The organism is Veillonella sp. CHU740 (assembly GCF_003992055.1).
Lineage (GTDB): Bacteria > Bacillota > Negativicutes > Veillonellales > Veillonellaceae > F0422.
Genome location: NZ_RQVD01000008.1, coordinates 62,741 through 85,980, shown reverse-complemented (window position 1 = coordinate 85,980; position 23,240 = coordinate 62,741). Strand labels below are relative to the sequence as shown.

Annotated in this window: 22 protein-coding genes and 1 other annotated feature; of the genes, 2 read left to right on the top strand and 20 right to left on the bottom strand. The window is 38.6% G+C overall.

All coding sequences use genetic code 11. The features are described 5' to 3' along the window. Positions 1-67 precede the first annotated feature (67 nt). From EO115_RS05825 to EO115_RS05750, 16 genes are all read right to left on the bottom strand, one after another. Positions 68-628 (bottom strand): hypothetical protein, encoded by a 561-nt coding sequence (locus EO115_RS05825; RefSeq protein WP_126938028.1) that lies wholly within the window; start codon positions 626-628, stop codon positions 68-70. Position 629: 1 nt separating this feature from the next. Next, positions 630-1,946 (bottom strand): M18 family aminopeptidase, encoded by a 1,317-nt coding sequence (locus EO115_RS05820; RefSeq protein ID WP_126938027.1) that lies wholly within the window; start codon positions 1,944-1,946, stop codon positions 630-632. A gap of 57 nt (positions 1,947-2,003) precedes the next feature. After that, positions 2,004-2,828 carry an Mrp/NBP35 family ATP-binding protein gene (locus EO115_RS05815; protein ID WP_126938036.1) on the bottom strand — a complete coding sequence of 275 codons (825 nt, stop codon included), beginning with the start codon at positions 2,826-2,828 and terminating at the stop codon, positions 2,004-2,006. A 177-nt stretch (positions 2,829-3,005) separates the two neighbouring features. After that, positions 3,006-4,199, bottom strand: coding sequence for a PLP-dependent aminotransferase family protein (locus tag EO115_RS05810; RefSeq protein WP_126938026.1), 1,194 nt, complete (start codon positions 4,197-4,199; stop codon positions 3,006-3,008). A 245-nt stretch (positions 4,200-4,444) separates the two neighbouring features. After that, complete coding sequence (locus EO115_RS05805; protein WP_126938025.1) at positions 4,445-7,894, bottom strand: pyruvate carboxylase; 3,450 nt, start codon at positions 7,892-7,894, stop codon at positions 4,445-4,447. Positions 7,895-8,232: 338 nt separating this feature from the next. Further along, the gene (locus EO115_RS05800) at positions 8,233-8,946 is read right to left on the bottom strand and encodes a hypothetical protein (RefSeq protein WP_126938024.1); all 714 of its coding nucleotides are present in this window, start codon (positions 8,944-8,946) and stop codon (positions 8,233-8,235) included. 58 nt (positions 8,947-9,004) lie between these two features. Next, positions 9,005-9,562, bottom strand: a complete 558-nt coding sequence (locus EO115_RS05795) for a hypothetical protein (protein WP_126938023.1) — start codon at positions 9,560-9,562, stop codon at positions 9,005-9,007. Between the two features lie 167 nt (positions 9,563-9,729). Beyond that, on the bottom strand, positions 9,730-10,395 hold the full coding sequence (locus tag EO115_RS05790; RefSeq protein ID WP_126938022.1) for a hypothetical protein: 666 nt from the start codon (positions 10,393-10,395) through the stop codon (positions 9,730-9,732). A 208-nt stretch (positions 10,396-10,603) separates the two neighbouring features. Continuing rightward, the gene (locus EO115_RS05785; RefSeq protein WP_126938021.1) at positions 10,604-11,770 is read right to left on the bottom strand and encodes a glycoside hydrolase family 3 N-terminal domain-containing protein; all 1,167 of its coding nucleotides are present in this window, start codon (positions 11,768-11,770) and stop codon (positions 10,604-10,606) included. A 12-nt stretch (positions 11,771-11,782) separates the two neighbouring features. Continuing rightward, positions 11,783-13,090 carry a DUF805 domain-containing protein gene (locus tag EO115_RS05780; RefSeq protein ID WP_126938035.1) on the bottom strand — a complete coding sequence of 436 codons (1,308 nt, stop codon included), beginning with the start codon at positions 13,088-13,090 and terminating at the stop codon, positions 11,783-11,785. Between the two features lie 29 nt (positions 13,091-13,119). After that, positions 13,120-13,779 carry a hypothetical protein gene (locus EO115_RS05775; RefSeq protein ID WP_126938020.1) on the bottom strand — a complete coding sequence of 220 codons (660 nt, stop codon included), beginning with the start codon at positions 13,777-13,779 and terminating at the stop codon, positions 13,120-13,122. Continuing rightward, positions 13,769-14,479 (bottom strand): hypothetical protein, encoded by a 711-nt coding sequence (locus EO115_RS05770; RefSeq protein WP_126938019.1) that lies wholly within the window; start codon positions 14,477-14,479, stop codon positions 13,769-13,771. Before EO115_RS05770 ends, EO115_RS05775 begins: the two co-directional genes overlap by 11 nt. Before the next feature lie 42 nt (positions 14,480-14,521). Next, positions 14,522-15,358 carry a zinc ribbon domain-containing protein gene (locus tag EO115_RS05765; RefSeq protein ID WP_126938018.1) on the bottom strand — a complete coding sequence of 279 codons (837 nt, stop codon included), beginning with the start codon at positions 15,356-15,358 and terminating at the stop codon, positions 14,522-14,524. A 94-nt stretch (positions 15,359-15,452) separates the two neighbouring features. Beyond that, entirely contained in the window at positions 15,453-16,553 is a 1,101-nt protein-coding gene (locus EO115_RS05760; protein ID WP_126938017.1) for a DUF805 domain-containing protein, read from the bottom strand. Positions 16,554-16,575: 22 nt separating this feature from the next. Then, on the bottom strand, positions 16,576-17,493 hold the full coding sequence (locus EO115_RS05755) for a zinc ribbon domain-containing protein (RefSeq protein ID WP_126938016.1): 918 nt from the start codon (positions 17,491-17,493) through the stop codon (positions 16,576-16,578). Positions 17,494-17,562: 69 nt separating this feature from the next. Next, on the bottom strand, positions 17,563-17,907 hold the full coding sequence (locus tag EO115_RS05750) for a nitrous oxide-stimulated promoter family protein (RefSeq protein WP_240628965.1): 345 nt from the start codon (positions 17,905-17,907) through the stop codon (positions 17,563-17,565). 136 nt (positions 17,908-18,043) lie between these two features. Between EO115_RS05750 and EO115_RS05745 the strand changes: the two genes are divergently transcribed. Next, entirely contained in the window at positions 18,044-18,910 is an 867-nt protein-coding gene (locus EO115_RS05745) for an RluA family pseudouridine synthase (protein WP_126938015.1), read from the top strand. A gap of 83 nt (positions 18,911-18,993) precedes the next feature. On the opposite strand, the gene fba is transcribed toward EO115_RS05745, so the two are convergent. Continuing rightward, complete coding sequence (gene fba / locus EO115_RS05740) at positions 18,994-19,923, bottom strand: class II fructose-1,6-bisphosphate aldolase (protein ID WP_126938014.1); 930 nt, start codon at positions 19,921-19,923, stop codon at positions 18,994-18,996. 185 nt (positions 19,924-20,108) lie between these two features. Here fba and EO115_RS05735 point away from each other — a divergent pair, with 185 nt between their 5' ends. Then, positions 20,109-21,665, top strand: coding sequence for a polysaccharide biosynthesis protein (locus tag EO115_RS05735; RefSeq protein ID WP_126938013.1), 1,557 nt, complete (start codon positions 20,109-20,111; stop codon positions 21,663-21,665). A 280-nt stretch (positions 21,666-21,945) separates the two neighbouring features. Here EO115_RS05735 and rplT read toward each other — a convergent pair whose 3' ends face one another. From rplT to infC, 3 genes are all read right to left on the bottom strand, one after another. After that, on the bottom strand, positions 21,946-22,296 hold the full coding sequence (gene rplT / locus EO115_RS05730; protein WP_126938012.1) for a 50S ribosomal protein L20: 351 nt from the start codon (positions 22,294-22,296) through the stop codon (positions 21,946-21,948). A 47-nt stretch (positions 22,297-22,343) separates the two neighbouring features. After that, positions 22,344-22,541 carry a 50S ribosomal protein L35 gene (gene rpmI, locus EO115_RS05725; RefSeq protein ID WP_009354135.1) on the bottom strand — a complete coding sequence of 66 codons (198 nt, stop codon included), beginning with the start codon at positions 22,539-22,541 and terminating at the stop codon, positions 22,344-22,346. A gap of 11 nt (positions 22,542-22,552) precedes the next feature. Further along, entirely contained in the window at positions 22,553-23,107 is a 555-nt protein-coding gene (infC, locus tag EO115_RS05720) for a translation initiation factor IF-3 (RefSeq protein ID WP_371413192.1), read from the bottom strand. Next, positions 23,083-23,191: a sequence feature (ribosomal protein L20 leader region), on the bottom strand. (Overlaps the previous gene by 25 nt.) Positions 23,192-23,240 lie beyond the last annotated feature (49 nt).

The window sequence follows — 23,240 nt, the reverse complement described above, 5'->3', positions numbered from 1 at the left end:
CTCTTTCTAATATACTATGTAGCCATTATATCACGTTCTCAATGAGAATCATAATTTATATCTTTAGTTACCACCCAATCGCATAGGCATGGATAGCTGCTGCTATAATCCATAACACAGTTCCAATCTTATACGATTTCATATGCACATAAAAGTTAGCATTTCTGCTCTCTAAATACCGTGTAATTCCATACGGCACAATCACATAGATGGCCCAGCCTATTATCATATAAATCATTTCATAATTGTATTTCACATAGGCTGCTACAAAAATAGAAATAAAAATCGTATCCCATATCCAACGATCATACACCGAAGTAGGCTTTTTCCCTTCTACTGGTGGTCGTACATGAGCAAAGCTAAACAATTCTAGGCATTGCCCTAGGGCAAGTCCCAAAGCAACTCCCAAGACTACTTGTACGATAAGGCGACCAGAAACACCGGCTATTTCTACTTGTCCCGATACCCCATATATAGCGACTACAAGCATACCTAACAGTTGTAACCCCTTGCTAAGCATCTCTTTCCGCTGTTCACTAGCCGTTGTTTTGGTATCAAATATTTGTTGGAATGGTGTTGTTACACGGTTCATAATTAACGCTACAAATAATGCTAATAAAGACCACATATTATACCTCCCCTAAAAATACTGTCATCAATTTGTTTAGCTCTAACTGGTCATAGGTACCCATTAATTCACGAGCAGAATGCATCGCCAACAATGGTAACCCTACATCCATAGTACGCATGACGAGTTGTGCAGAAGAAATAGATCCTACCGTAGACCCTCCCGGCATATCTGACCGATTCACAAAAATTTGGTGTTGAATACCATGTGTATTACAAAGATCTGTGACGATGGCCTGTGCGACTGCATCTCCCGCATACGATTGAGAGCTCGCAATCTTTAACACAACCCCACCATTTAATGTAGGATAGTTTGTAATATCATTCTTTTCTCCATAATTAGGATGGTATCCATGTGCCACATCAGAGGAAATCATAAAGCCTTTGGCAATATCTGCTTCACAAGCTTCCTCGGTGAAGCCCAATGCTCGATACAAACGGCGCACAATATTCGGTAATAACATAGAGGCACCACCTTGTTTCGTACGGCTTCCCACTTCTTCATGGTCGAATAAACAAATCATCCGAATCCCAGAAGTCTCTTGTTTTTTAGCTGCTAGTATCCCTTGCAAACAGGCATAACATGAGGTCAAGTTATCTAACCGAGGAGCACTAATATATTCTGCATCAAACCCTACTGGATCCACTGTATCTGCATTATAAACGGTCAACTCATAGGACAAGATATCCTCGGGGGCACAGCCAATTTCCTCTGCTAGTAAGTATTGTAATGCTACTTCATCACTTTCATAGTCAGCCCCCACATTCCGCATAAGTACAAGTGGCAACATTTCCTTTTGTTTATTGAATACAGCTTTTTCATTCACTGTACGATTCATATGAATGGCCAAACTAGGGATAGTGGCTACTGGTCGGCTAAAATCTACATGTTGAGTTTCTATATCTAAAGAATCTTTTCCCTTTGTGACGACAAGACCAGCTAGTGAAAGAGGTCTGTCAAACCAAGTATATTGAATCATCCCCCCGTACCCTTCTACATTTAAGGTACCATATCCTTTTGCCGTTTTCATAGGGTTTGGTTTCACTCTAAATCCGGGAAAGTCTGTATGAGCAGAAGCAATTCGCAATGTATCTCTTGGCTTGTCACCTATATGAAAGGCGATGAGGGTCGTGCCATATACATCGATGACATAGTCCCCTGGTCCTAAGTTCCACTCTTCATCCATGGCCAACGGTGTAAATCCTGCGTCTTCTAACCGTCGATACGTTTCTTTTACCGTATGGTATGGCGAAGTAGAACTTTCAATATATTCAAAAAAATCACCATACATCTCTGTCACATCATACTGTTCACACATACTGTCCTCCTAAGAAAAATGCCATAGGTACACCGTACACTATGGCCTCTTCCATGCTTACTCTGGTAAGCCTACTTCTTCTAGGTTTGTGGATGGGATGGTTTCAATTTCACCAGCGTCGCACAACTCTGCTACTTTTGGATCAATTGGTAATCGACCTAGTAACAATAAATTATACTTTTTCAACACCTCATCAATGTGGCTTTCACCAAAGATTTTATAATCTTTTCCATTGTCTGGACAACGGAAGTAGGAGAAGTTTTCTACTACCCCAATGATAGGCACTTGCATCATGTCGGCCATTTTCACAGCTTTTTCAACAATCATAGACACTAAGTCTTGAGGAGAAGTAACCACGATAATACCATCCAATGGTAAGGACTGGAATACAGTCATCGCTACATCACCTGTTCCTGGAGGCATGTCCACAAATAAATAATCTACATCGCCCCACACTGTATCGGAGAAGAATTGTTTCACTACATTCCCCACCACAGGACCTCTCCATAACACAGGATCTGATTCATCATCTAATAGCAAGTTGACGGACATGACCTTAACGCCATTCTTAGACACGATAGGGTACATTAATTTACCGTCATCACTGCGCACTTTATCCTTTAAGCCAAATACCTTTGGAATCGATGGCCCTGTAATATCTCCATCGAGGATCCCAACAGATTTCCCTTTACGGGATTGGCTAACAGCCATTAAGCTTGTGACCAAAGATTTACCTACACCGCCTTTACCAGACACGATGCCGATTACCTTTTTCACATGACTTCTATCATTTGTTTTTACTGTTAAATCAACTGGTTGTTGAGTGCCGCAACCGCCGGAAGAACCGCAACCGCCGCAACCTCCATTATCTCCACATGCCATGATAAACCTTCTTTCTATATGACTGAAAGCTTCAAACACTTTCACTTCTACTCGATAACTACATTTCACACTTGTGAACGTATGTTATTTCCTACACAAATATAGGTATATCCCTATTATATCATAGGATATGAAAAATTCCGAGAACAAAAACTAATTTTTTCAATATAGAAAGGATTACTCACCACAGTACTCTTTTGTCAGCTCTCCAATGATTTGCATACCTTTTCGAATATCTTCCAAGGATGGCACTGTATAACTTAAGCGGAAATGTTGACCATAAGGCACTCCATCGGCAGCGAAGGCTCCGCTTTTTACAATCCCTACTTTACGAGCAATCGCTTCTTCAAAGAACGCATCACAGTCTACATGGTCTGGTAACGTCATCCATAGGAACATCCCCCCTGTAGGTTCTGTCAACTGCACTTTGGAACTGCCATATGTACGGAATGTCTCTAGCATCACTTGGCATTTTTCTAAATACACCTTACACACCTTTTGAATCTGCTCATCATAGTCGATATGTTCTAACAAATGACTCACTACACGTTGTGTCACTAGTGGCATTTGACCATCACAGTTATTCTTCATGATTTGGATCGCTTGTATCACTTCGCTCGGTCCATACAAGAAACCTACCCGAAGTCCTGCAGAAATCGTTTTAGAATACGAACCTGCATAAAGTACCCGATTATCTGTGTCTATCTCTTTGAAGGTTGGCACCCGTTCCCCAGCAAAACGAATTTCTCCATATGGATCATCCTCGTAGATAAACAAGTCATATTTTCTTGCCACTTCATAAATAGCTTTACGTCGCTCTAAAGGCATCGTAATTCCTGTTGGGTTTTGAAAGTTAGGAATCAGGTATACATATTTACCGTTTCCTGACTTTGCTGCTTCTTCCAATGCCTCTGGAATCATCCCATCTCCATCAGTAGGAATGCCCACCGCTTTTGCACCTACACTGCGCACTGCATTGATGGCGCTCGTAAACGTATAAGCATCCATATACACTTCATCGCCTGCATCACAAACAGTTCTAGGCACCAGCCCTAAATCTTGTCCAGCTCCCACAGATAGCAACAATTGTTGTCCTTCTGATGGCATATGGTGTACATGAATCAATCGCTGCAATGTTTGTTCTGCTAACTTGGCATCACCTTGCATAGGTCCATATTGAAGAATTTCCAATGGATTTGTATGTACAATATGGTCAAAGGCATCTTGAATTTCTTTCACAGGTACTACTTCACCGGCAGGATTTCCTATACCAAAGCTAATGAAACCGGGAATCCCAGCTCCTCGTTCAAATACATCTCGAATGAAATTAGGCCCTTTACTGATGGACCGTTCTGGCAATGCGAATGCCATAAGAATCACTCCTTTTATATCATGTTATATCTTGTATTCATTTCTATATAATAATCTGATTTTTCAAATACACTATATAGCTACTATCTATGCATATGATAAACAGGAGCAACAGAGTTGCTCCTGTTTTCATATACTAAATTATATGTCCTGTAATAATACTAGTTCACTTATATATGGTCCATATACTAGAGCACATGAGTTCAGCACATGTTCCAATGCTCATACCATGTGAATCCTAATACCTAGTTAGCAATATGTGCTTGCTCCTCAATTGTTAACAAGCAATCTCCGCTTTCAATGCGGCTGCCTTCACGAACGTGGATAATACCTACGACACCCGCCACTGGTGCTGTAATCGTCGTTTCCATTTTCATGGCTTCTGTTACTACCAATGGATCACCTTTTTTCACAGCTTGACCCACTTGTGCCACAATTTTTACTACAGAACCAGACAAGGTAGCTCCTACTTCACCTGGTTTTGTTGGATCCACTTTATGACGAACTACACCTGTTGTTTTGATGTGTTTATCGTGAATTTTAATCGTCCGTGGTTGACCATTTAATTCGAATAATACATGGCGAGTACCATCTTCATCGGCTTCACTCATTTGAATGTATTTAATCATCAAAGTTTTACCTTTTTCGATAGTTACTTCGATAGTTTCACCACGTTTCATACCAAAGAAGAATGTCGGCGTATCTAATACACTTACATCAGAGTACTCTTGTTTAAATGTGCTGTAATCAGAGAATACTTTCGCATATAAACAATGAGCAATTACATCTTCATCAGTAGTGCCTGCACCTTTGTCAGCTAATTCTTTACGAACCGCTTCAAAGTCTACAGATGGTAATGTCGCTCCTGGACGTCCATCCAATGGAGCTTCCCCTTTCAGAATAATCTGTTGCAATCGTTCAGGGAATCCTAAATATGGAGTACCAATGTAACCTTTAAAGAATTCTACTACAGATTGTGGGAAGTCCAACGTATCCCCTTTGTCGTAGATATCTTGTTCTGTTAAATTATTTTGTACCATAAACAAGGTCATATCCCCTACAACTTTGGAAGATGGCGTTACCTTGATGATATCACCGAATAACATATTTACTTCATGATACATACGTTTAATGTCTTCCCAACGATCACCTAGGCCTACACTCTTCGCTTGTTGTTGCAAGTTAGAATATTGTCCACCAGGCATTTCATGTTGGTATACCGTTGTATTTGGGTACGAAGAGGTATGATCTACCCCTTTATAATACGGACGAATAGATCCAAAGTAATTGGATGCATGTTCCATATATTCCACATTCATGTGTGGTTGACGCTCATGGCCTGTCAAACCATAGTACATGGAACTCATGCTTGGTTGGCTTGTACCATTGGCAAAGGCAGAGTAAGCCAAGTCCACAATATCTACACCTGCATCTACGGCACGACCATAAGAATAGATGGCATTACCAGAGCCTTCATGGGTATGTAAATGAATTGGTAAATCGATAGCATCTTTTAAAGCGCTCACTAAATTGTACGCTGCTTGTGGTTTTAACAAGCCCGCCATATCTTTAATAGCGATAATATTGGCACCTGCATTCGCTAGCGCTTTACCCATTTTTACATAATAGTCAAGGTTATATTTGTCACGACGAGCGTCTAGGATATCCCCTGTATAGCATAAAGCAACCTCAGCTACTTTACCTTGATTACGCACTTCATCAATAGCCACTTTCATATTATCTAAGCTATTCAAGCTATCGAAAACACGGAATACATCGATACCATTATTGCCTGCTAGACGGATAAATTCACGCACTACGTTATCTGCATAGCTTGTATATCCCACAGCATTGGAACCACGAAGTAACATTTGTAACAAAATATTTGGTACTTGTTTGCGGAACATGCGTAATCGTTCCCATGGATCTTCATGTAAGAAACGGTACGCCACGTCAAAAGTAGCACCGCCCCAACATTCCAAGGAGAATAAGTTCGGTAACCCTTTAGCAATGCGACCTGCTACGCGAGCCATATCGGTAGTACGTACACGTGTGGCAAATAAAGATTGATGCGCATCACGCCATGTTGTATCTGTAAACAACACAGTTGGCTGTTCTTGAATCCATTTGGAGAATTTTTCAGGTCCTAACTCATCTAATAGCTGTTTTGTACCTGCCGCTGGTGCTCCTTGGATATTAGGAGGCATCACGATTGGATCAAAATTAGGCACTTCTTCTTTATGACCATTATATCCATTCACTGTCACATCAGCGATGTAACGAAGTAATTTCGTACCTCTATCTTTATCTTTTTTAAGGTTGAACAATTCAGGATGTTCATCGATAAAGTTTACATTATAATCACCAGATTGGAATACTTCATGTTCTAGTACATTCACCAAGAAATGGACATTCGTTTTCACTCCACGAATACGGAACTCGCGCAAGCAACGAAGCATTTTACGAATGGCTTCTTCTGTAGAAAGTGCCCAAGAGGTAGCTTTTACCAATAAGGAATCATAATATGGAGTGATAACTGCCCCTGTAAAGGCATTACCACCATCTAGACGAATACCAAAGCCACCGGAGCTACGGTATGTCATTAATTTACCTGTATCTGGCATGAAGTTATTGTGCGGATCTTCTGTAGTAATACGACATTGGATAGCCACGCCCTCACAACGAATTTGATCTTGTTCAGGAATTGCTACTTCTGCACTGTGCAATGTATAACCTTCTGCAATACGGATTTGGGAATGCACAATATCAATGCCAGTAATCATTTCTGTTACAGTATGTTCTACTTGGATACGAGGGTTGACCTCGATAAAGTAGAAATTACCATCTTCTGTTACCAAAAATTCTACAGTACCAGCACCTACATATTGTACGTGTTTCATAATTTTTACGGCCGCTGCACAAATGCGATCACGAAGTTCTTGTGGTAAGGCAAAAGCTGGCGCCACTTCTACTACTTTTTGATGACGGCGTTGAATAGAGCAATCACGCTCGTGTAAATGCACGATATTACCGTGTTCATCACCGATAATTTGTACTTCAATATGTTTCGGCTCTACAATGAGTTTTTCTACATATACATCATCATCACCAAAGGCCATTTTGGCTTCCGATTTCGCACGATCATAAGCATCACGAAGTTCTTCATGTTTCGTCACTTCACGCATACCACGACCGCCACCGCCATTTACGGCTTTAATCATCAATGGATAGCCATATGTTTCTGCAAATGCTTCCAATTCAGCAAAATCTTTCAATGGTCCATCACTACCAGGAATCATTGGGATATCTGCCTTTTTCGCTTGAATACGGGCATTTACTTTGTCCCCGAACATCACTAAATGTTCTACCTTAGGACCGATAAACGTAATCCCTTCTTCTTCGCATCGTTTTGCAAAATGTGCATTCTCTGAAAGGAAACCATATCCAGGATGGATTGCGTCTACATCATGTTCCTTTGCAATACGGATAATATCTTCAATATCTAAATACGCATCAACTGGTTTTTTACCTTCTCCTACTAAATAGGATTCGTCAGCTTGATTACGGTGTAAGGAAAGCGCATCTTCGTTGGAGTAAATAGCTACCGTACGAATGCCCATCTCGTTACAAGCACGAAGCACACGGATGGCAATCTCACCACGGTTAGCTACTAATAAAGAGCGTATATGTTTCATTGTAATCCCTCCTCAATTTTGAGTATTCCAAACCTAATACCTTTGGGAATAGGCATTTGTATACTTCATTATACCCCTAAACGTTGAATTTTTCTAGCAATAAACAGGAGTTATTTTTCATATTACTGAAATAAAGTAGATAATTTTACACTTGTAAGGAAAAGATAATAAAAAAGCCGACATACACATTGAGACGGTCTGTAGAACAGAATGTGTATGTCGGATTTTTATAGTTTGCTATGTAGTTCGATGTAAAAGCCGAACGTTATTTGTATACTAGGTATCTGATACTGTTGATGACAATTTTACATTTCAGTCATAAATCTTTTGTCATAGCATTAGAATGTATCTTTACTTCTGCCATATTCAAAACCAGCATCACCTAATTTAATTTTTGTTACTGTATAGCCATCATTAACAAACCAAATGCCATCATATCCATCTGGATACGCCATACCATAAAACCATTCATTCTTTTTCGTAACAAACGTTGGTCTACCATAAGCATTATATACTTGTTTTAAAGTATCACCTACGGTAATTCCCCTTGCAGTAGTAGCATCACGATTATGTATAGTAATCTTACTTATACGTTCCGCACTAGAGATTGGTTCATAGACAAACTTATATTGTGTTTTATAAATAACCCCACCATATTGCAAAGTATAAACTGGTATGTTATTACGGTACGGTCCCTTTGTGTATTGTATATCTTCTGAGGTTGGCTTTCCTAAACTTTTTATAACAGCATTTACATGTGTTCCTATAGACACACCCGCTACCGTAAATTCTGAGTTCGGTAGTACTTTACCAAATCTAAGTCCATTTTTACCTATTCTTATATACTCATAGTCGGCATCTGTATACTTCGGTAAAGCTCGAATATCTGCAGCTCGTTGTCTATCTGCCGTTGCTTCTTGTGAAGCCTTTTCTAGTGATGTTTCTAACCGCTGCCAAGCCTTACTCAACCAACTCGCTTCTACACCTATATGGATAGAAGCAACATTCGCTACGAATAGAGCTAATACAACCCTTGCTACTAATTTTTTCATACATCCCCCTATCAGAATAACACATATAAATCTAATTCATCATATTACATAGATATAATTAGTCTACTTTTTTCAAATCACTATCAAAGCCCGCATTTCCCATTTTTATTCGGACGACCTTTTTACCATCATGAACGAACCAAATTCCTGTTCTCCACTCTTGTTGCTGAATTCCATAAAACCATTCATACCAAGTCACAAAATCAGGACGACCATAGGCATTATATACTTGCTCTAATGTATCTCCTACACCAATACCTCGTGGAGTGACAGCATCTCGATTAAATAAAGTGATCTTACGAATATGTTCTGCTTCAGAAGCGGAATTATACCACATTTCATGTGTGCTTTCAAAGAGGATACCGCCATATTGTAAGTGATACAGAGGTAATTTTCCACGATGCCAATCTACATATTCAATGTCTTGAGCAGTCGGCTTCCCTAAACTTTTTATAATATCATTTACATGTGCATGCATTGGAATGCCAGCCGCACTCATTTCTTTATCAGATGTATACTTATCATTATATATGCTAATAATAGGATGCCTAGTTCTTATATCCATATAATCTGGATCTGTTGGTTTCGGTAAAGTAAATGCACTTACTCCTATCATACTAACCCCTAGTAGCACACTTACACTATTAAGAACACACGCAGCCACTATTGTCTGTTTTAGCCATCTTTTCATATATATTCCTCATTATATTCAACAATCAAATGCCATATATTTTAATACTAGTTATTTATCAACTTATATCGTATGCTTTACCTTATCATATCTCACAGTATATTAGATATACTATCGATATGTTCAAAGCTTTGTGTTCCCAATTTTATCTTAGTTACTTTATAACCATCATGGACAAACCAAATCCCTGTATGTACATCATTGCCAAATTTGCCATAAAACCACTCATCTTTAGAAACAAATGTTGGTCTTCCATAAATATAATACACTTGCATGAGTCTATCACCAACACTAATTCCTCGCAATGTTGCTCCATCACGATTATTAATTGTAGTTTTACTAATATGTCCAGGTTTCGTATACGGAGAGTATTCAGGTTTTGAAGTCTCAAACGTTACGCCGCCATAGGTCAAAGTATAAATAGGATAGTTTCTTCCATAGGTCTTCATATCCTCTGATGTAGGTTTACCTAAACTCTTTTTCACATCATTAACATGAATCCCCATAGGAATCCCTGACACAGTCATTTCATACTTTGGTATATATGGCCCGATACCTGCCAAATCAGATTGCTCTCTTAAATATGAATATTGTTTATCATTTGGGTTTGGTAATTTAGATATTTCTTCAGACTTTTCTAATGATTTTTCCAATCGTTGCCAAGCCTTACTCAACCAACTCGCTTCTACACCTATATGGATAGAAGCAACATTCGCTACGAATAGAGCTAATACAACCCTTCCTACTAATTTTTTCATACATCCCCCTATGCTATCACACACAATTTGTAATGATTAATTGTTATACTTACTATTATATAATGAGATGATTCATTTTACTAGCACGCATAGCCTTTTGATTATAGTATTTTTGATGCTCGTAAGCAGTACATCAAAAATGAGGACCACTCCTTTCGGAGTGATCCTCATCTTCTTATATAATCTTATGTAATTAACAAAAACTATATTACTTCATCAACATTTTATTTTCTAATTTCATTTTCACAATACGTTTTACAGAAGTGTCTAATTGTTCTTGTGTTATTGTGCCAGCTCGTACTGCTTTCAGCAAGGCATTATAAGCCTCAGTCATATGTGTATATTCATGACAAATAAGAACAATATCTGCGCCAGATTGAATAGTTTTAACTGCCATTTCTCCAAATGTATAGTGGTTTGCTACGGCGCCCATTTCCATATCATCAGTTACGATAACACCTTGGAAGCCCAATTCATTGCGCAATAAGCCATTCATAATATTAGGGCTTAGACTGGCTGGGTTTTCTGCATCAAAGGCTGGATATTTTGCATGAGATACCATAATCATATAAGATGTTTGAGGGAATTGTGGAATCAGATCCTTATATGGTTTTAAATCTTCTGCTAACAATACCTCTTTGCTTGCATCAATGGTATTTTCTTTTTCATGAAGATCTACATCCGCTTTACCAATGCCAGGGAAATGTTTAAAAGAAAATTGCAATCCATTACTTTCATAGGCCTTCGCCACAGTGCCTGCATATTGCACTACATGTTCTGGATCGTTTTGACTAAAAGAACGTCCATAGGTAAGTCCTAAGTCAACGACTGGTGCAAAGTTAAGGTTAAACCCTAATTCTGCTAATTCTTGACTAGCTTGTTTCGCATAATTTTCAGCCACTGATACATCTTGTGTGCCAAGATCTTGTGCAGCTGGTACTTTTACAAGGCCATCTTGCATACGAGCTACAGCACCACCCTCTTGGTCTACCGCTAAGAATAAGCCAATTTTTTCATTCTTTTTCGCATAACTTTGCAAGTCCCCTAATAGTTGTTTTACTTGCTCTTTTGATTGCATATTGCGGTCAAATAAGACAACACCACCAAAGTGGTACTCTCCCAACATATATTTCATATCTTCATTGATAGACGTACCATGAACACCAATCACAACTAATTGGCCTACTTTTTCTGAGTCCGACATAGCAGCCACAATTTTATCTGCTCGCTCATCCACCGTTAATGTTGTGTCTGTTGCAATCGCTTGTGTATCAATTTGCTCTGCAGAATTAGCCCCTGTAAACGAGCATCCTAATGATGCAATTAATGCTGTGGCCACACAAATACTGCTCCACACTTTTTTACATACTTTCATCAATTTCCCTTTCTATTGATACGAAGATCCTACCAAAGTTCCTGTCATATCATCTAATAACCATTGACCATTGACTTTAACCATTGTCACTTCACCAGTAAATGTCTGTAATTTAATGCGCCCATCTAAGGCATCCTTCGCATTCAATTTATATTGGAAGATAACTTTATTAGGATCCACATAGCTTGGCTTAGCATCTACGATCGTACTAGAAATCGTTGTGCTATAACCTTGACGCATACTATCTAATCCACCCAACAATTGTTGACGGTTGGCAGTCATTAAGTTATAGGCCTTAATAATTTCTTGATTCGAGATAGCTTGATGATAGGCTAATAATGCTTCTTTTGCTTCATTGGCAATTTGCACATTCGGATCTACTGGTGGTGCTGGTTGTTCAGCCTTCGATTTAGATATGTCAGACCCTGCCTTTTTAGACTTTGTAGACATCATAGTCGTTTTTGTATCACCACCAGCTAATACATCGGCCACCTCAAATATAGGTTTAACAATAAGACCTAAGAAAATCAGAGAAATCACAGCGATTATGGCCACTTCTTTTTTATAAGAACTTTCAGCAGCAGCTAATTTTGCTATTGCTTCTTGGGAAGAACGATCAAATTGTTCTGGCTGCCCATACGCATTAGGCGCAGCATCTCCGGCAGAAAATAAAAGATATGCTATGTATAAGTTACCAATAGGCACACCCAGTAAGAGATAGAACCATCCACTATGTCCAGTATCATGTAGCCGTCTTACGGCAATTGCCACATTAGGAATAATAAAAATTCCACTAGCAATAAATATGCCAATCATTAGCATACTCGTGCCATATAGGATGGCATCTAATGAATTCATCGACATGACTGCTAATTGCGCAATGGCAATGACAACTAAACCTATCGTCCACTGAATCAAAGAATACCCAATAAATGCACGACGTGAGGTGCGACCTGTAAATGTAAAATATCGTTCTAAGAATTGGTGTTTAAAATCTGATAATACACTGAAACTATTCTGTGACATAACAACCTGTTGATTGGTATATACAGGTTGTCCTTGTGTCATAGTATTTGGTGCTCCTCCTACTTGTCCCTGTGGCATCACAGGTTGACTTACAGGATTCATATGTTGTTGTCCCTGTGGGAATCCTCCTGTTTGTTCAGCTACAGGAGGCGGCATTTGTTGTTGCCCCTGTGGGGAGCCTCCTGTTTGTTCAGTTGCAGTAGGAGGCATTTGTGTTTGCCCTACCCCATGTCCACAGTGTTTACAAAATTTAGCTCCTTCAATAATCTTATTACCGCAATGCCTACAAAACATGTATATCACCTCTTCATCTTACTCTATCATTATTTCCCTAGAAACTTAACATTTCTGATTTCAATAATTCCAAACGGATATGCTCTATTTCCTTCATTTAATGCTCTTTTTATGGCTGCGATTTTTCTATCTTCTACCATTCCGAATGCTTTCTCTTTAGAGCGATACCACTTTTCATCTCCACTCACTAATACATCGGTGCCGTCTTCTGTAGTAATGTCGTATTCACGTCCTTCTTTAGAGTCATATACTTGTTCACCACGTATGGTTTTAATGTTTTCTTTAATACTTTTTACATCTTTAGCTGCCCAAGTATATACAATATCATATACAGTGGATTCAATCGGCTTATCCGCATCACTAGATATGTATTTAACTACATAGTTATCATTTGCACCACTTCCAGACCCATGATCCACACTTTGTTTTTCTGGATTACCTTGCAATGTATACTGTTTATGAGATTCTGTACTATAACTTAAGCTACCTGCTTTTTTTAATACCACTTCTTCTACAAATTCATTCGTTTTACTTTTTTTACCATCATCATAGCGATACCAACTTCCAGACAAATCTGTCGTAGTAAATACTACTGGGTTCGCATCTTTGGTTCCCAAATGAAAACTACATCCTGTTAATACCCCTATCAGTGCCACCAGTGAAAGGCCTTTCATCATTTTATTGAGCATGTTTCTTACCTCTCCGTTTATAGATAACGATACCAACAGCTGTAACCCCAATAATCGCTACAAAAATAGCTACATTTCTGTAAATCGGTGTTCCTTTAGAAAATACGAAACGTACTTCTTCACCTTTTGAGAACGTAATAGTACTACCGCTAATTTCAGAAGCATTTGACATTTCTTTATTAATATCTCCGCGTACTGTAATCGTTGTATCACCTAGGGCTTTTCCCATGTAAAACATATATTGTTCTGTACTATCCCCATACGGAAAAATCACATTCCAAGCTCGGTCATTTTTAGGCCAGGAGTATATAATTCGATAGGCGTTTAACAATTCCTTTTCATTCTGAAAGATAGCTGTCACTCTCCAGGTACTGCTCTTAACTGAATCATCCTTACTACTAATCACTCTGCCATTTGCATCTAATGGTTCTAATTTAATAAATTCATTGGCATAGGCTTCGATTTCTTCCGCTTCACCAGTTTCTTTAAGTAATTTCCCCTCTTCATTAACAGCAGTAGTTTGTAATGACTTCTCAAAGAACTGTACTATTTCTTCTTTACTTTTTTCTCCACCAATATCAACTGTTGCTTCCCATTTTCCTTTAAAATCGTTGTCAATCTCTATATCAGAATCTATAGTACCGCACCCTGCTAATACTACAAGAAAACAACATAAGAATATCATTTTTAATACTCTCATATGCATAATATGTCTCCCTTATAATTACGATATTTTAGTGCATTAATCCACACCAACAGTAGTCCCTTCTCGTGATAACCGCATTAAGCCTATAACCATAGTAGAATAAGATCTAAAGAATCCATTAGAATGAGATACGCCTCTATAATGAACTAAAGCCTTATTTCCATCTATATCAGCAGCATCTATCTGTATATTGGACATTGTACTTCTTATATATTCATTCTGCTTAAGCCATCCATCAATACCTCCCACCGCTTCTTTTTTTGTTGCAGTCAAATATTTATAGGATTCCCGATCATTATTGTCTCCTCGTGCCTCAAGATATAAACGTGCAATTCTTTTAGCCTCATTAGAAAATCCTTGTCTATCTTTTTCTTTTTGTTCATTTAAAAGAAATTGGATATCTTTAGTATCATCTGCTTTTATCTCAATGGTATCGTAATTTTTCTTTTCTTCTTTATGCTCTTTCGGCTTTATGACTGGTAGTGATGAAGAAACCATATTATTAACCACTGGTTGATCTTCGTAACCAAAATAGATTCCCACACCAATTGCGCACAAACAAATTACGCCAGTTGCGATCCCAATTGACCACTTCTTATGCCTTTGAATGCTCTCTCCTATATTAGAAATCATCTGCATTACTTTATCTTTAAACGTGCGATCACCAGTTGGTTCCACTTCAATAGGCGTAGGCGTTTCTTGTGTGTCTTCTAATATATCTTCTTGTATTTCTTCTGATATATCTTTTTGTAGTTCTTCTGGTATATCTCCTACTATTTCGTCAAAGCCATTATCTTTTAGCCTCGCTCCACACTTCCCGCAAAAAGTGGACTCTGTATCATCAACCTTTGTACCACAGAATTTACAAAACATATACCCTCCTTGTTACACTGTTTCCTAACTAGATATTAAATTATATAGTTATGTATTTACGCTAGTTTTCATTCACATACTCAACCTATAACTATTATCTCGAATTCTGAACTAAGCCTAATTCTTTACATTCCTCTAGTGTTGGATCATAATAATTTTCCGGTTTACCATATTCATTTATATGAGCATCACCTCTTTGACACATAAAATACAACTGTATAATCGCCCCTATGTAAGGAATACATGTTAGTAATATCCACCAGCCACTTTTCCCAATATCATGGAATCTTCTAATAGTTATCATCCAAGATGGTATAATTAACAGTACATTACCAATTATAAACAGAAGTGTAACAATTCCACCAGATAGTATAAGAGCTTCCACTCCAGAAGAATATCTACTACTTTCTGCTATACTTGCTCCTAAAATGAGGAGGAATATACACATACCTATCCAAAGAAAAAATTGGTAGAGCTGCACTTTCCAATATTCGCCTCTAGAAGCACGACCACTAGCAGTAAAATATTTTTCTTTAATCGCCCGATTCCAATTATTCTGCATATCCAAAGCAATAACTGCAATTTTTTCTTCTTTCGTTTTTGGCACATATACTGGATACATGGGGTTTACCTTTAGTAGGTACGCACTACTTTCAATCCCCACCGAACCATTCATTGATGCTAGTCGTTTCATTTCTTCTCTATGTAATACATCTTGCCCAGGATACGGAATATGAGGATGAGACGCTCCATTTGATGGTTGGTTACCATACTGCATAGACCATGATTGATAAAACCCTTGATTCGAACCTCGACTCATACCATCCTGTTTATACATATTAGTTCCACACCGCCCACAAAATGTCATTTCTCCCGGATTTTCTGAACCGCAGGATTTGCAGATTTTTACGGATTTTTCTGGACTTTCCATAGGAATACTAGGAACTATTGATTGTGGATCTACCTCTTGTTCCTTTTTAACATCCGTATTGTCTTTACTCTTCAGTCCAAATGGGTCACTACTATTAACGGCGTGCTGTTCGCATGTATGATTCTCTTCCGTTTCAAAGTTCTCATTCTGTATCTCTAAGGATTCATGAATCTGCTGAATCTCCCTAACTGGTAGTTGTTTGCCACAATATATACAGAATTTACTTTTATGCACTATCTCTTTTCCACAAAATATACAAAACATATGTGTCTCCTACCTAATCTATTTATTGGTTATTGATGTCATCCAATGTTGCTTCTCCACCTACAAGCATGACACGTGCAACCCCAGATTTTGTTTTCCAAGGTTTATACCCATCATCTTGAATAGCCACCTCATATCGTACAAGTACTTTATCACCCTCAATACTAATCGCTTTGGTTCCATTCACCTGAATTCTTGTATCAGGCTCAGTAAAACCTTTTACCCATATATGATATGGTCCCACCTCTTCACGTTTTCTTGGGCTCATCAAATCATAAACTTTTCTATAGTCATTTCTATCAAGCGCCTCTATATAGTCAACGACTACCTGTTCTGCACTCCACATAATTTTTTGTTTCTCTCTTTCTTTTTGGGCTTGATCATACAAATCATCTTTTACATTAGTATTTGATTTTGTACTCGTCTTCGGCTCATCCTTCTCCTTTGTATTTACAGACTCTTTTTGTGTATGCACTTGTGTAGATTTGGGTACTTTTTTCTGCTTAGTTTCACCGCTATATGAAAAATAGAATATGGCACCAATTATTACAGTAATGACTCCAATAACAATAAAAAGTACACTACGAGACCCTTTTTCTTTTTTCTCAACAATCACTTCCACAATTTCTTCGGGCGGTACACTAACATGCAAACCTCTAGGAACATCTGTATTAGAAACGTCGCGAGATACCCCCTCCTTCACACGCTCTATATTCAAGTTTTGTTTCTCTTTCTCCCCAATATCAGCCTTTGCTAATAAACCGCCTGTTGATAAACGGGACTTCAATTCCTTGATACGTTCATCATTTTTATACTCTATATGTTTACTCAAACTCTCTAATGTATTTTCATTCTTTTGTGTATCAATAGGCGTGCCACACTCTTGACAGAAAGCGGCTTCTTTAACCTCTACTTTTGCTCCACACTGTTTACAAAACATAAGCCCTCCAAAGTATACTTGTACGCATATTTTTTCATCTTTAACTATATCATAAAACTAACACTCTGCCTACTTTAACATACCCCATCCTAATAGCAAATGACGGATGGTCATAATCGGATTTCTCCACAACATTCTAGGTCCACTATATCGCATAACTTGACGAATTTTTTCTCGATAGGTAGGTGCGTAGCAATGTGTTTTACACATAGCACAAAACGTTTTATGCTCCATATGTGGACAATGCTGCACCCTAGCTTCTGCATAGGTCATTACGTCCTGACATTCTTGGCAAAGTTCTCCTTTTTTTGTGTTATGATTGCCCCTGCAATATATTTCGATCATGCATTTTACTGTCTTCAATTCATCCATTCGTTTCTTTTCAACAGCGCTATCTATTACATCTTTCATCATTTTATCATCCTCATGTATCAAACCATATAAGATATCCCGTTCTTATGATATACTAAATATAATTATTATACCATGCATTCTTAATCCATACACAGATACGTCTACTGACTGCATTACGTTCCTAGTTAGGAGTTATATGAACCCACTATTACAATTTACACTGTCCTTAAATCATTCACCTTGTTCCATGAATCAAGCTATACGAGAGCAAAAAGTATCCCAAGCTATGCGTCGTCGTCTTCGACGGGAAGGGCGTTTTTCTATCAACAATGTTCCTGCCACTTGGGATGCTTTGTTGCAACCTGGCGATACAGTTCTTGTCTATTTAGACAAAGACTCCCACATAGATCCTACACCTATGAATCTTTCCATCATCTATGAGGACTCTCATATCTTGGTGCTTAATAAATCTGCTGGACTTTTGATGCATCCCACCTCTACTGAAAGATTGTCTACTCTCGCCAACGGTGTCTTAGATTACTTTCAGCATACCAATCCGCAAGCAAGCTTTCATCCCATTCATCGATTGGACAAAGACACATCAGGCCTTGTCATCATCGCTAAAAACGCCCTTGTTCAACATGCTTTTACAAAACAAAAAGAGCCTATTCAAAAAGTCTATGATGCTATCACTGATGGAATCATTCCCTCAGATGCACTATCTATACACTATCCTATCTCTCGCAGAGAAGGCAGCATTATTGAACGTTGTGCCTCTTGCGATGGTCAAGCTGCACATACTGATTTAACAGTTCTAGAGCGATATTCCCATCATACCCATATACGATGTTATTTACATACTGGACGCACTCATCAAATTCGTGTGCATCTCAGCACGCTAGGATACCCATTAGCGGGGGATGACCTATATGGTGGATCCTTAATTTGGCAATCCCAACAGTGCTTACATGCATCAACACTTTCCTTTCTGCATCCTATGACGAACCAGTGGATTACGTTAGAGGCACCGTTACCAGAGTATTTTAATCAAATACCGAAATAAAGTATAAATAAAACTAAACACACTACATACAAAAAACTGACACCTTCTCTTTTGAGAGGGTGTCAGTTTTAGTATCTTATGAATCAGATCTTATTACTGCAACCTAACACATTTTTAATTTTATGCTGTACCATTGCTTGAATCGCTTCACGACCAGGTCCCAAGTATTTACGTGGGTCAAATTCAGCTGGATTATTTACCAACACTTCACGGATACTTGCTGTCATCGCTAATCGCAAGTCTGTGTCGATATTGATTTTACAAACTGCCATTGTAGCCGCTTTGCGAAGCATCTCTTCTGGTACGCCTTGTGCTCCCGGAATAGCACCACCAAAAGAATTACATTTTTCAACAAATGCTTGCGGTACAGAAGACGCTCCATGCAATACGATAGGGAAATTAGGTAACAGTTCACCTACTCGTTGTAATCTTTCAAAGTCTAAGTATGGAGTACCTTTAAATTTGTAAGCCCCATGACTCGTACCAATCGCGATAGCTAGGGAGTCTACACCTGTTAATCGAACGAACTCAGCCGCTTCATCTGGATCTGTAAATAATGCATCTTTTTCACTTACGTTAACATCATCTTCTACGCCAGCTAGACGACCTAACTCACCTTCTACTACAACGCCATGTTTATGTGCATATTCTACAACACGGGCAGTTAACTCAACATTTTTTTCAAAGGGATGTTTAGATCCATCAATCATAACAGATGTAAAACCGCTATCGATGCAATCTTTACAAATTTCGAAATCATCACCATGGTCTAAATGTAAAGCAATTGGCAAATCTGTATCTAACAATGCTGCTTCTACCAACTTAGTCAAATATACTGGTTTCGCATATTTACGAGCCCCTGCAGACACTTGCAAAATCAATGGAGCTTGCTCCACTTTTGCCGCATCCACAATCCCTTGGATAATTTCCATGTCATTCACATTGAATGCCCCAATAGCATATCCACCTGCATAGGCTTTTTCAAACATCTCTTTTGTAGATACTAATGGCATAATTGGCCTCCTTGTCATATCTATTATACATATCATTAATGACTATCATATCGTTATTATACCGTATCTAATGGAGCGATTCAACCAAAATCTAACTCATATTAATTGAGAATACTCGTATTCTATGGTACAATTAAAAATGAGTCTTTCAGATTCAATTTGAATCTTTCAATATAGGAGATATCATGGTTAACCGATTTTTACAAGGTACCCTCATCTTGACGATTGCCGGATTTGTTGTGAAAGCTATTGGTAGCTTGAACTGGATTTTCTTATCTCGCGTTCTCAGTGGTGAAGGTATCGGTATTTACCAAATGGCATTTCCTGCTTACTTATTGGCCTTGCAGCTATCTAGTGCAGGAATTCCTATCGCCATTTCAATTATGACAGCAGAAAAACTAGCCAAACATGATTTATTAGGAGCAAAGAAAGTATTCTCTATTTCTTTCAAAATGTTATTTGTCTTAGGACTACTCTTTAGCATCTTAGTCTTTGGATCTGCCCAATGGTTGATCGACATTAACTTTATCACAGATCCTAGAGCCTACTATTCACTGATTGCGTTGGCTCCTGCTGTATTCTTTGTCACATTAATTTCTTGTTATCGAGGCTACCTACAGGGTTGGCAAATGATGACACCTACCGCTATCAGCCAAATCGTAGAACAACTATTGCGTGTTGTAGTCATGTTAGGCGCTGCCTATATCCTATTACCTTATGGATTGGATGTAGCAGCCGGTGGTGCTAGCTTAGGAGCCGGTGTTGGCGCAGTAGGTGCTCTTGTAGTACTAGTATATTATTACTACCGATTGCCAAAACAACTCGAAGAGCCCATGACGGAGTCTACTCCACAGGAAAGTTCAAAATCCATCATTAAGCGATTGATTAACTTATCCATTCCCATCGCCCTAGCGAGTATGATGTTACCTATTGTAGCCATGCTAGACGTAGCGATCATTCCAAGACGATTGATTGACATTGGCTATCCACTTCGTGAAGCCACAGAGCTATATGGGTATCTATCTGGTATGGCCGTACCTCTCATCAACTTAGCAACGATTATTACAGCGGCCATTGCTACAAGTATTGTACCTGCCATATCCAATGCAGTTTCCATTAAAGATGTAAAACAAGTGTACTATCGTACAGCTGGTTCTATGCGATTAACATTTGTGGCCACCATTCCATTCTCTGTGATGTTGTACATCTTAGCAGAACCTGTAGTGTCCACTATTTATAACGCACCACGTGCCGCAGAAGCTACACAGATTTTAGCTTGGGCCATTTTCTTCCTCGGCTTACATCAAGTGACAACTGGCATTTTACAAGGCTTAGGAAAACCTCGCATTCCAGTTATCAACATGGGAATTGCAGCTATTGTGAAAGTCATCCTAAACTGGGAGCTAACAGCCCTCCCCGCACTTGGCATCGGTGGTGCTGCCTATGCAACCGTAGCCGACATTGGATTTGCAGCTCTACTCAACCTGATTTGGATCCATCGTCACACGGGATACTTCATAGACCTTATCTTATTAGGGAAAAATATTATCTCCGCAGCCATTATGGGGGTAGGTATGTATTATTTCTACCCACTATTGCAGGGTTCCATCCCAACCTTCTTTAACATCATGATCACAGCTATCATAGGTACTTGTATCTATGTCATCATCATGATTCTATTGAAAGGCCTTAACAAAAACGATGGTGCTAGATTGCCTGTAGTAGGACGATTCTTTAGATAATTAAATAGAAACACAAAATACCTTTGAAAGATTACTTTCAAGGGTATTTTTTTAATAGATAGGTTGTTATCTGCTAGCATCATCCATATACCTACTCCAGGATTTGTAAATATCTTTATTACATAAAAGTAAGTCATATCTTTCGATACCACTCTCACTAGTAAAACCAACTCATTTGGACCTATACCTTACTAATACACTGTATACTATAGCAAAAAAGAACAGCCCCAAAGGACTGTTCTTCTATATACAACCTAATCTAGGCCATTATCTATTTGTCTTACGCGTTTTTAGCAATTTCAACTAATTTCGCGAATGCAGCTACATCATGTACTGCTAAGTCAGCCAACATTTTACGGTTGATTTCAACACCAGCTTTTGTTAAACCAGCAATGAAACGGCTGTAGGATAAACCATTAATACGGCTTGCTGCATTGATACGAGCGATCCATAATTTACGGAACTCACGTTTTTTAGCACGACGGTCACGACGAGCATAGTATAATGCTTTCATTACGGATTCGTTTGCTTTTTTGAATAAGCGAGAACGTGTACCGCGGTAACCTTTAGCTAATTTTAAGATTTTTTTATGACGTGCATGCGCTGTTACGCCTGTTTTTACTCTTGCCATTATTGTATTCCTCCAATATCGTTATATGTTACTAAAATATGTCAATCTTATGCGTATGGTAAGCATTTCACTACGCGTTTGTAGTCAGATTTGCTAACCAATGTTGCTTTGCGAAGATTACGTTTACGTGCTGGAGATTTTTTCTCTAAAATATGGCTTTTGAAAGCTTTTGCACGTTTGAATTCACCACTACCTGTTACTTGGAAACGTTTAGCCGCTGCGCGACGAGTTTTAATCTTTGGCATTATTCTTCCTCCTAATTACCTTTTTTAGCTAAAATCATTGTCATGTTTCGGCCTTCTAGTTTCGCTTCTTTTTCAACAACCGCTTGGTCAGTTAATTCACCAGCAAAACGAGTCAGCACATTAAGCCCCAATTCTGGGTGGCTCAATTCACGACCGCGGAACATGATCGTTACCTTAACTTTATTACCATCACCTAAGAATTTAGCTGCATTTTTAAGTTTTACATAAAAATCATGATCTTCGATGTGAGGACGAAGCTTAACTTCTTTCAATGTGAAAGTTTTTTGCTTCTTCTTTGCTTCTTTTTCGCGTTTTTGTTGCTCATAACGGTATTTACCATAGTTCATAATACGACAAACTGGTGGTTTACCATTAGGGGCTACTTCTACTAGATCTAAATGTTGTTCTTCTGCCATAGCTAAAGCATCACGAACAGACATAATACCTAACTGATCATTATCTGCACTTACGACACGAACTTCGCGAGCACGGATTTCTTCATTAATACGCGGTGTATCTTTGCTAATACTAGTCACCTCCATAGGGATAAAAAAATCGGATGGCATAGGCCATCCGAGCATAGTTATCAACTAAATGTACCCAATATTTCATGACATTAGGTGAGAAGCGGATGGCTTCTACTTCTTAATACCTGAATAGTATATCCTATTCAGGCGTGATTGTCAAGCTTTCATTAGC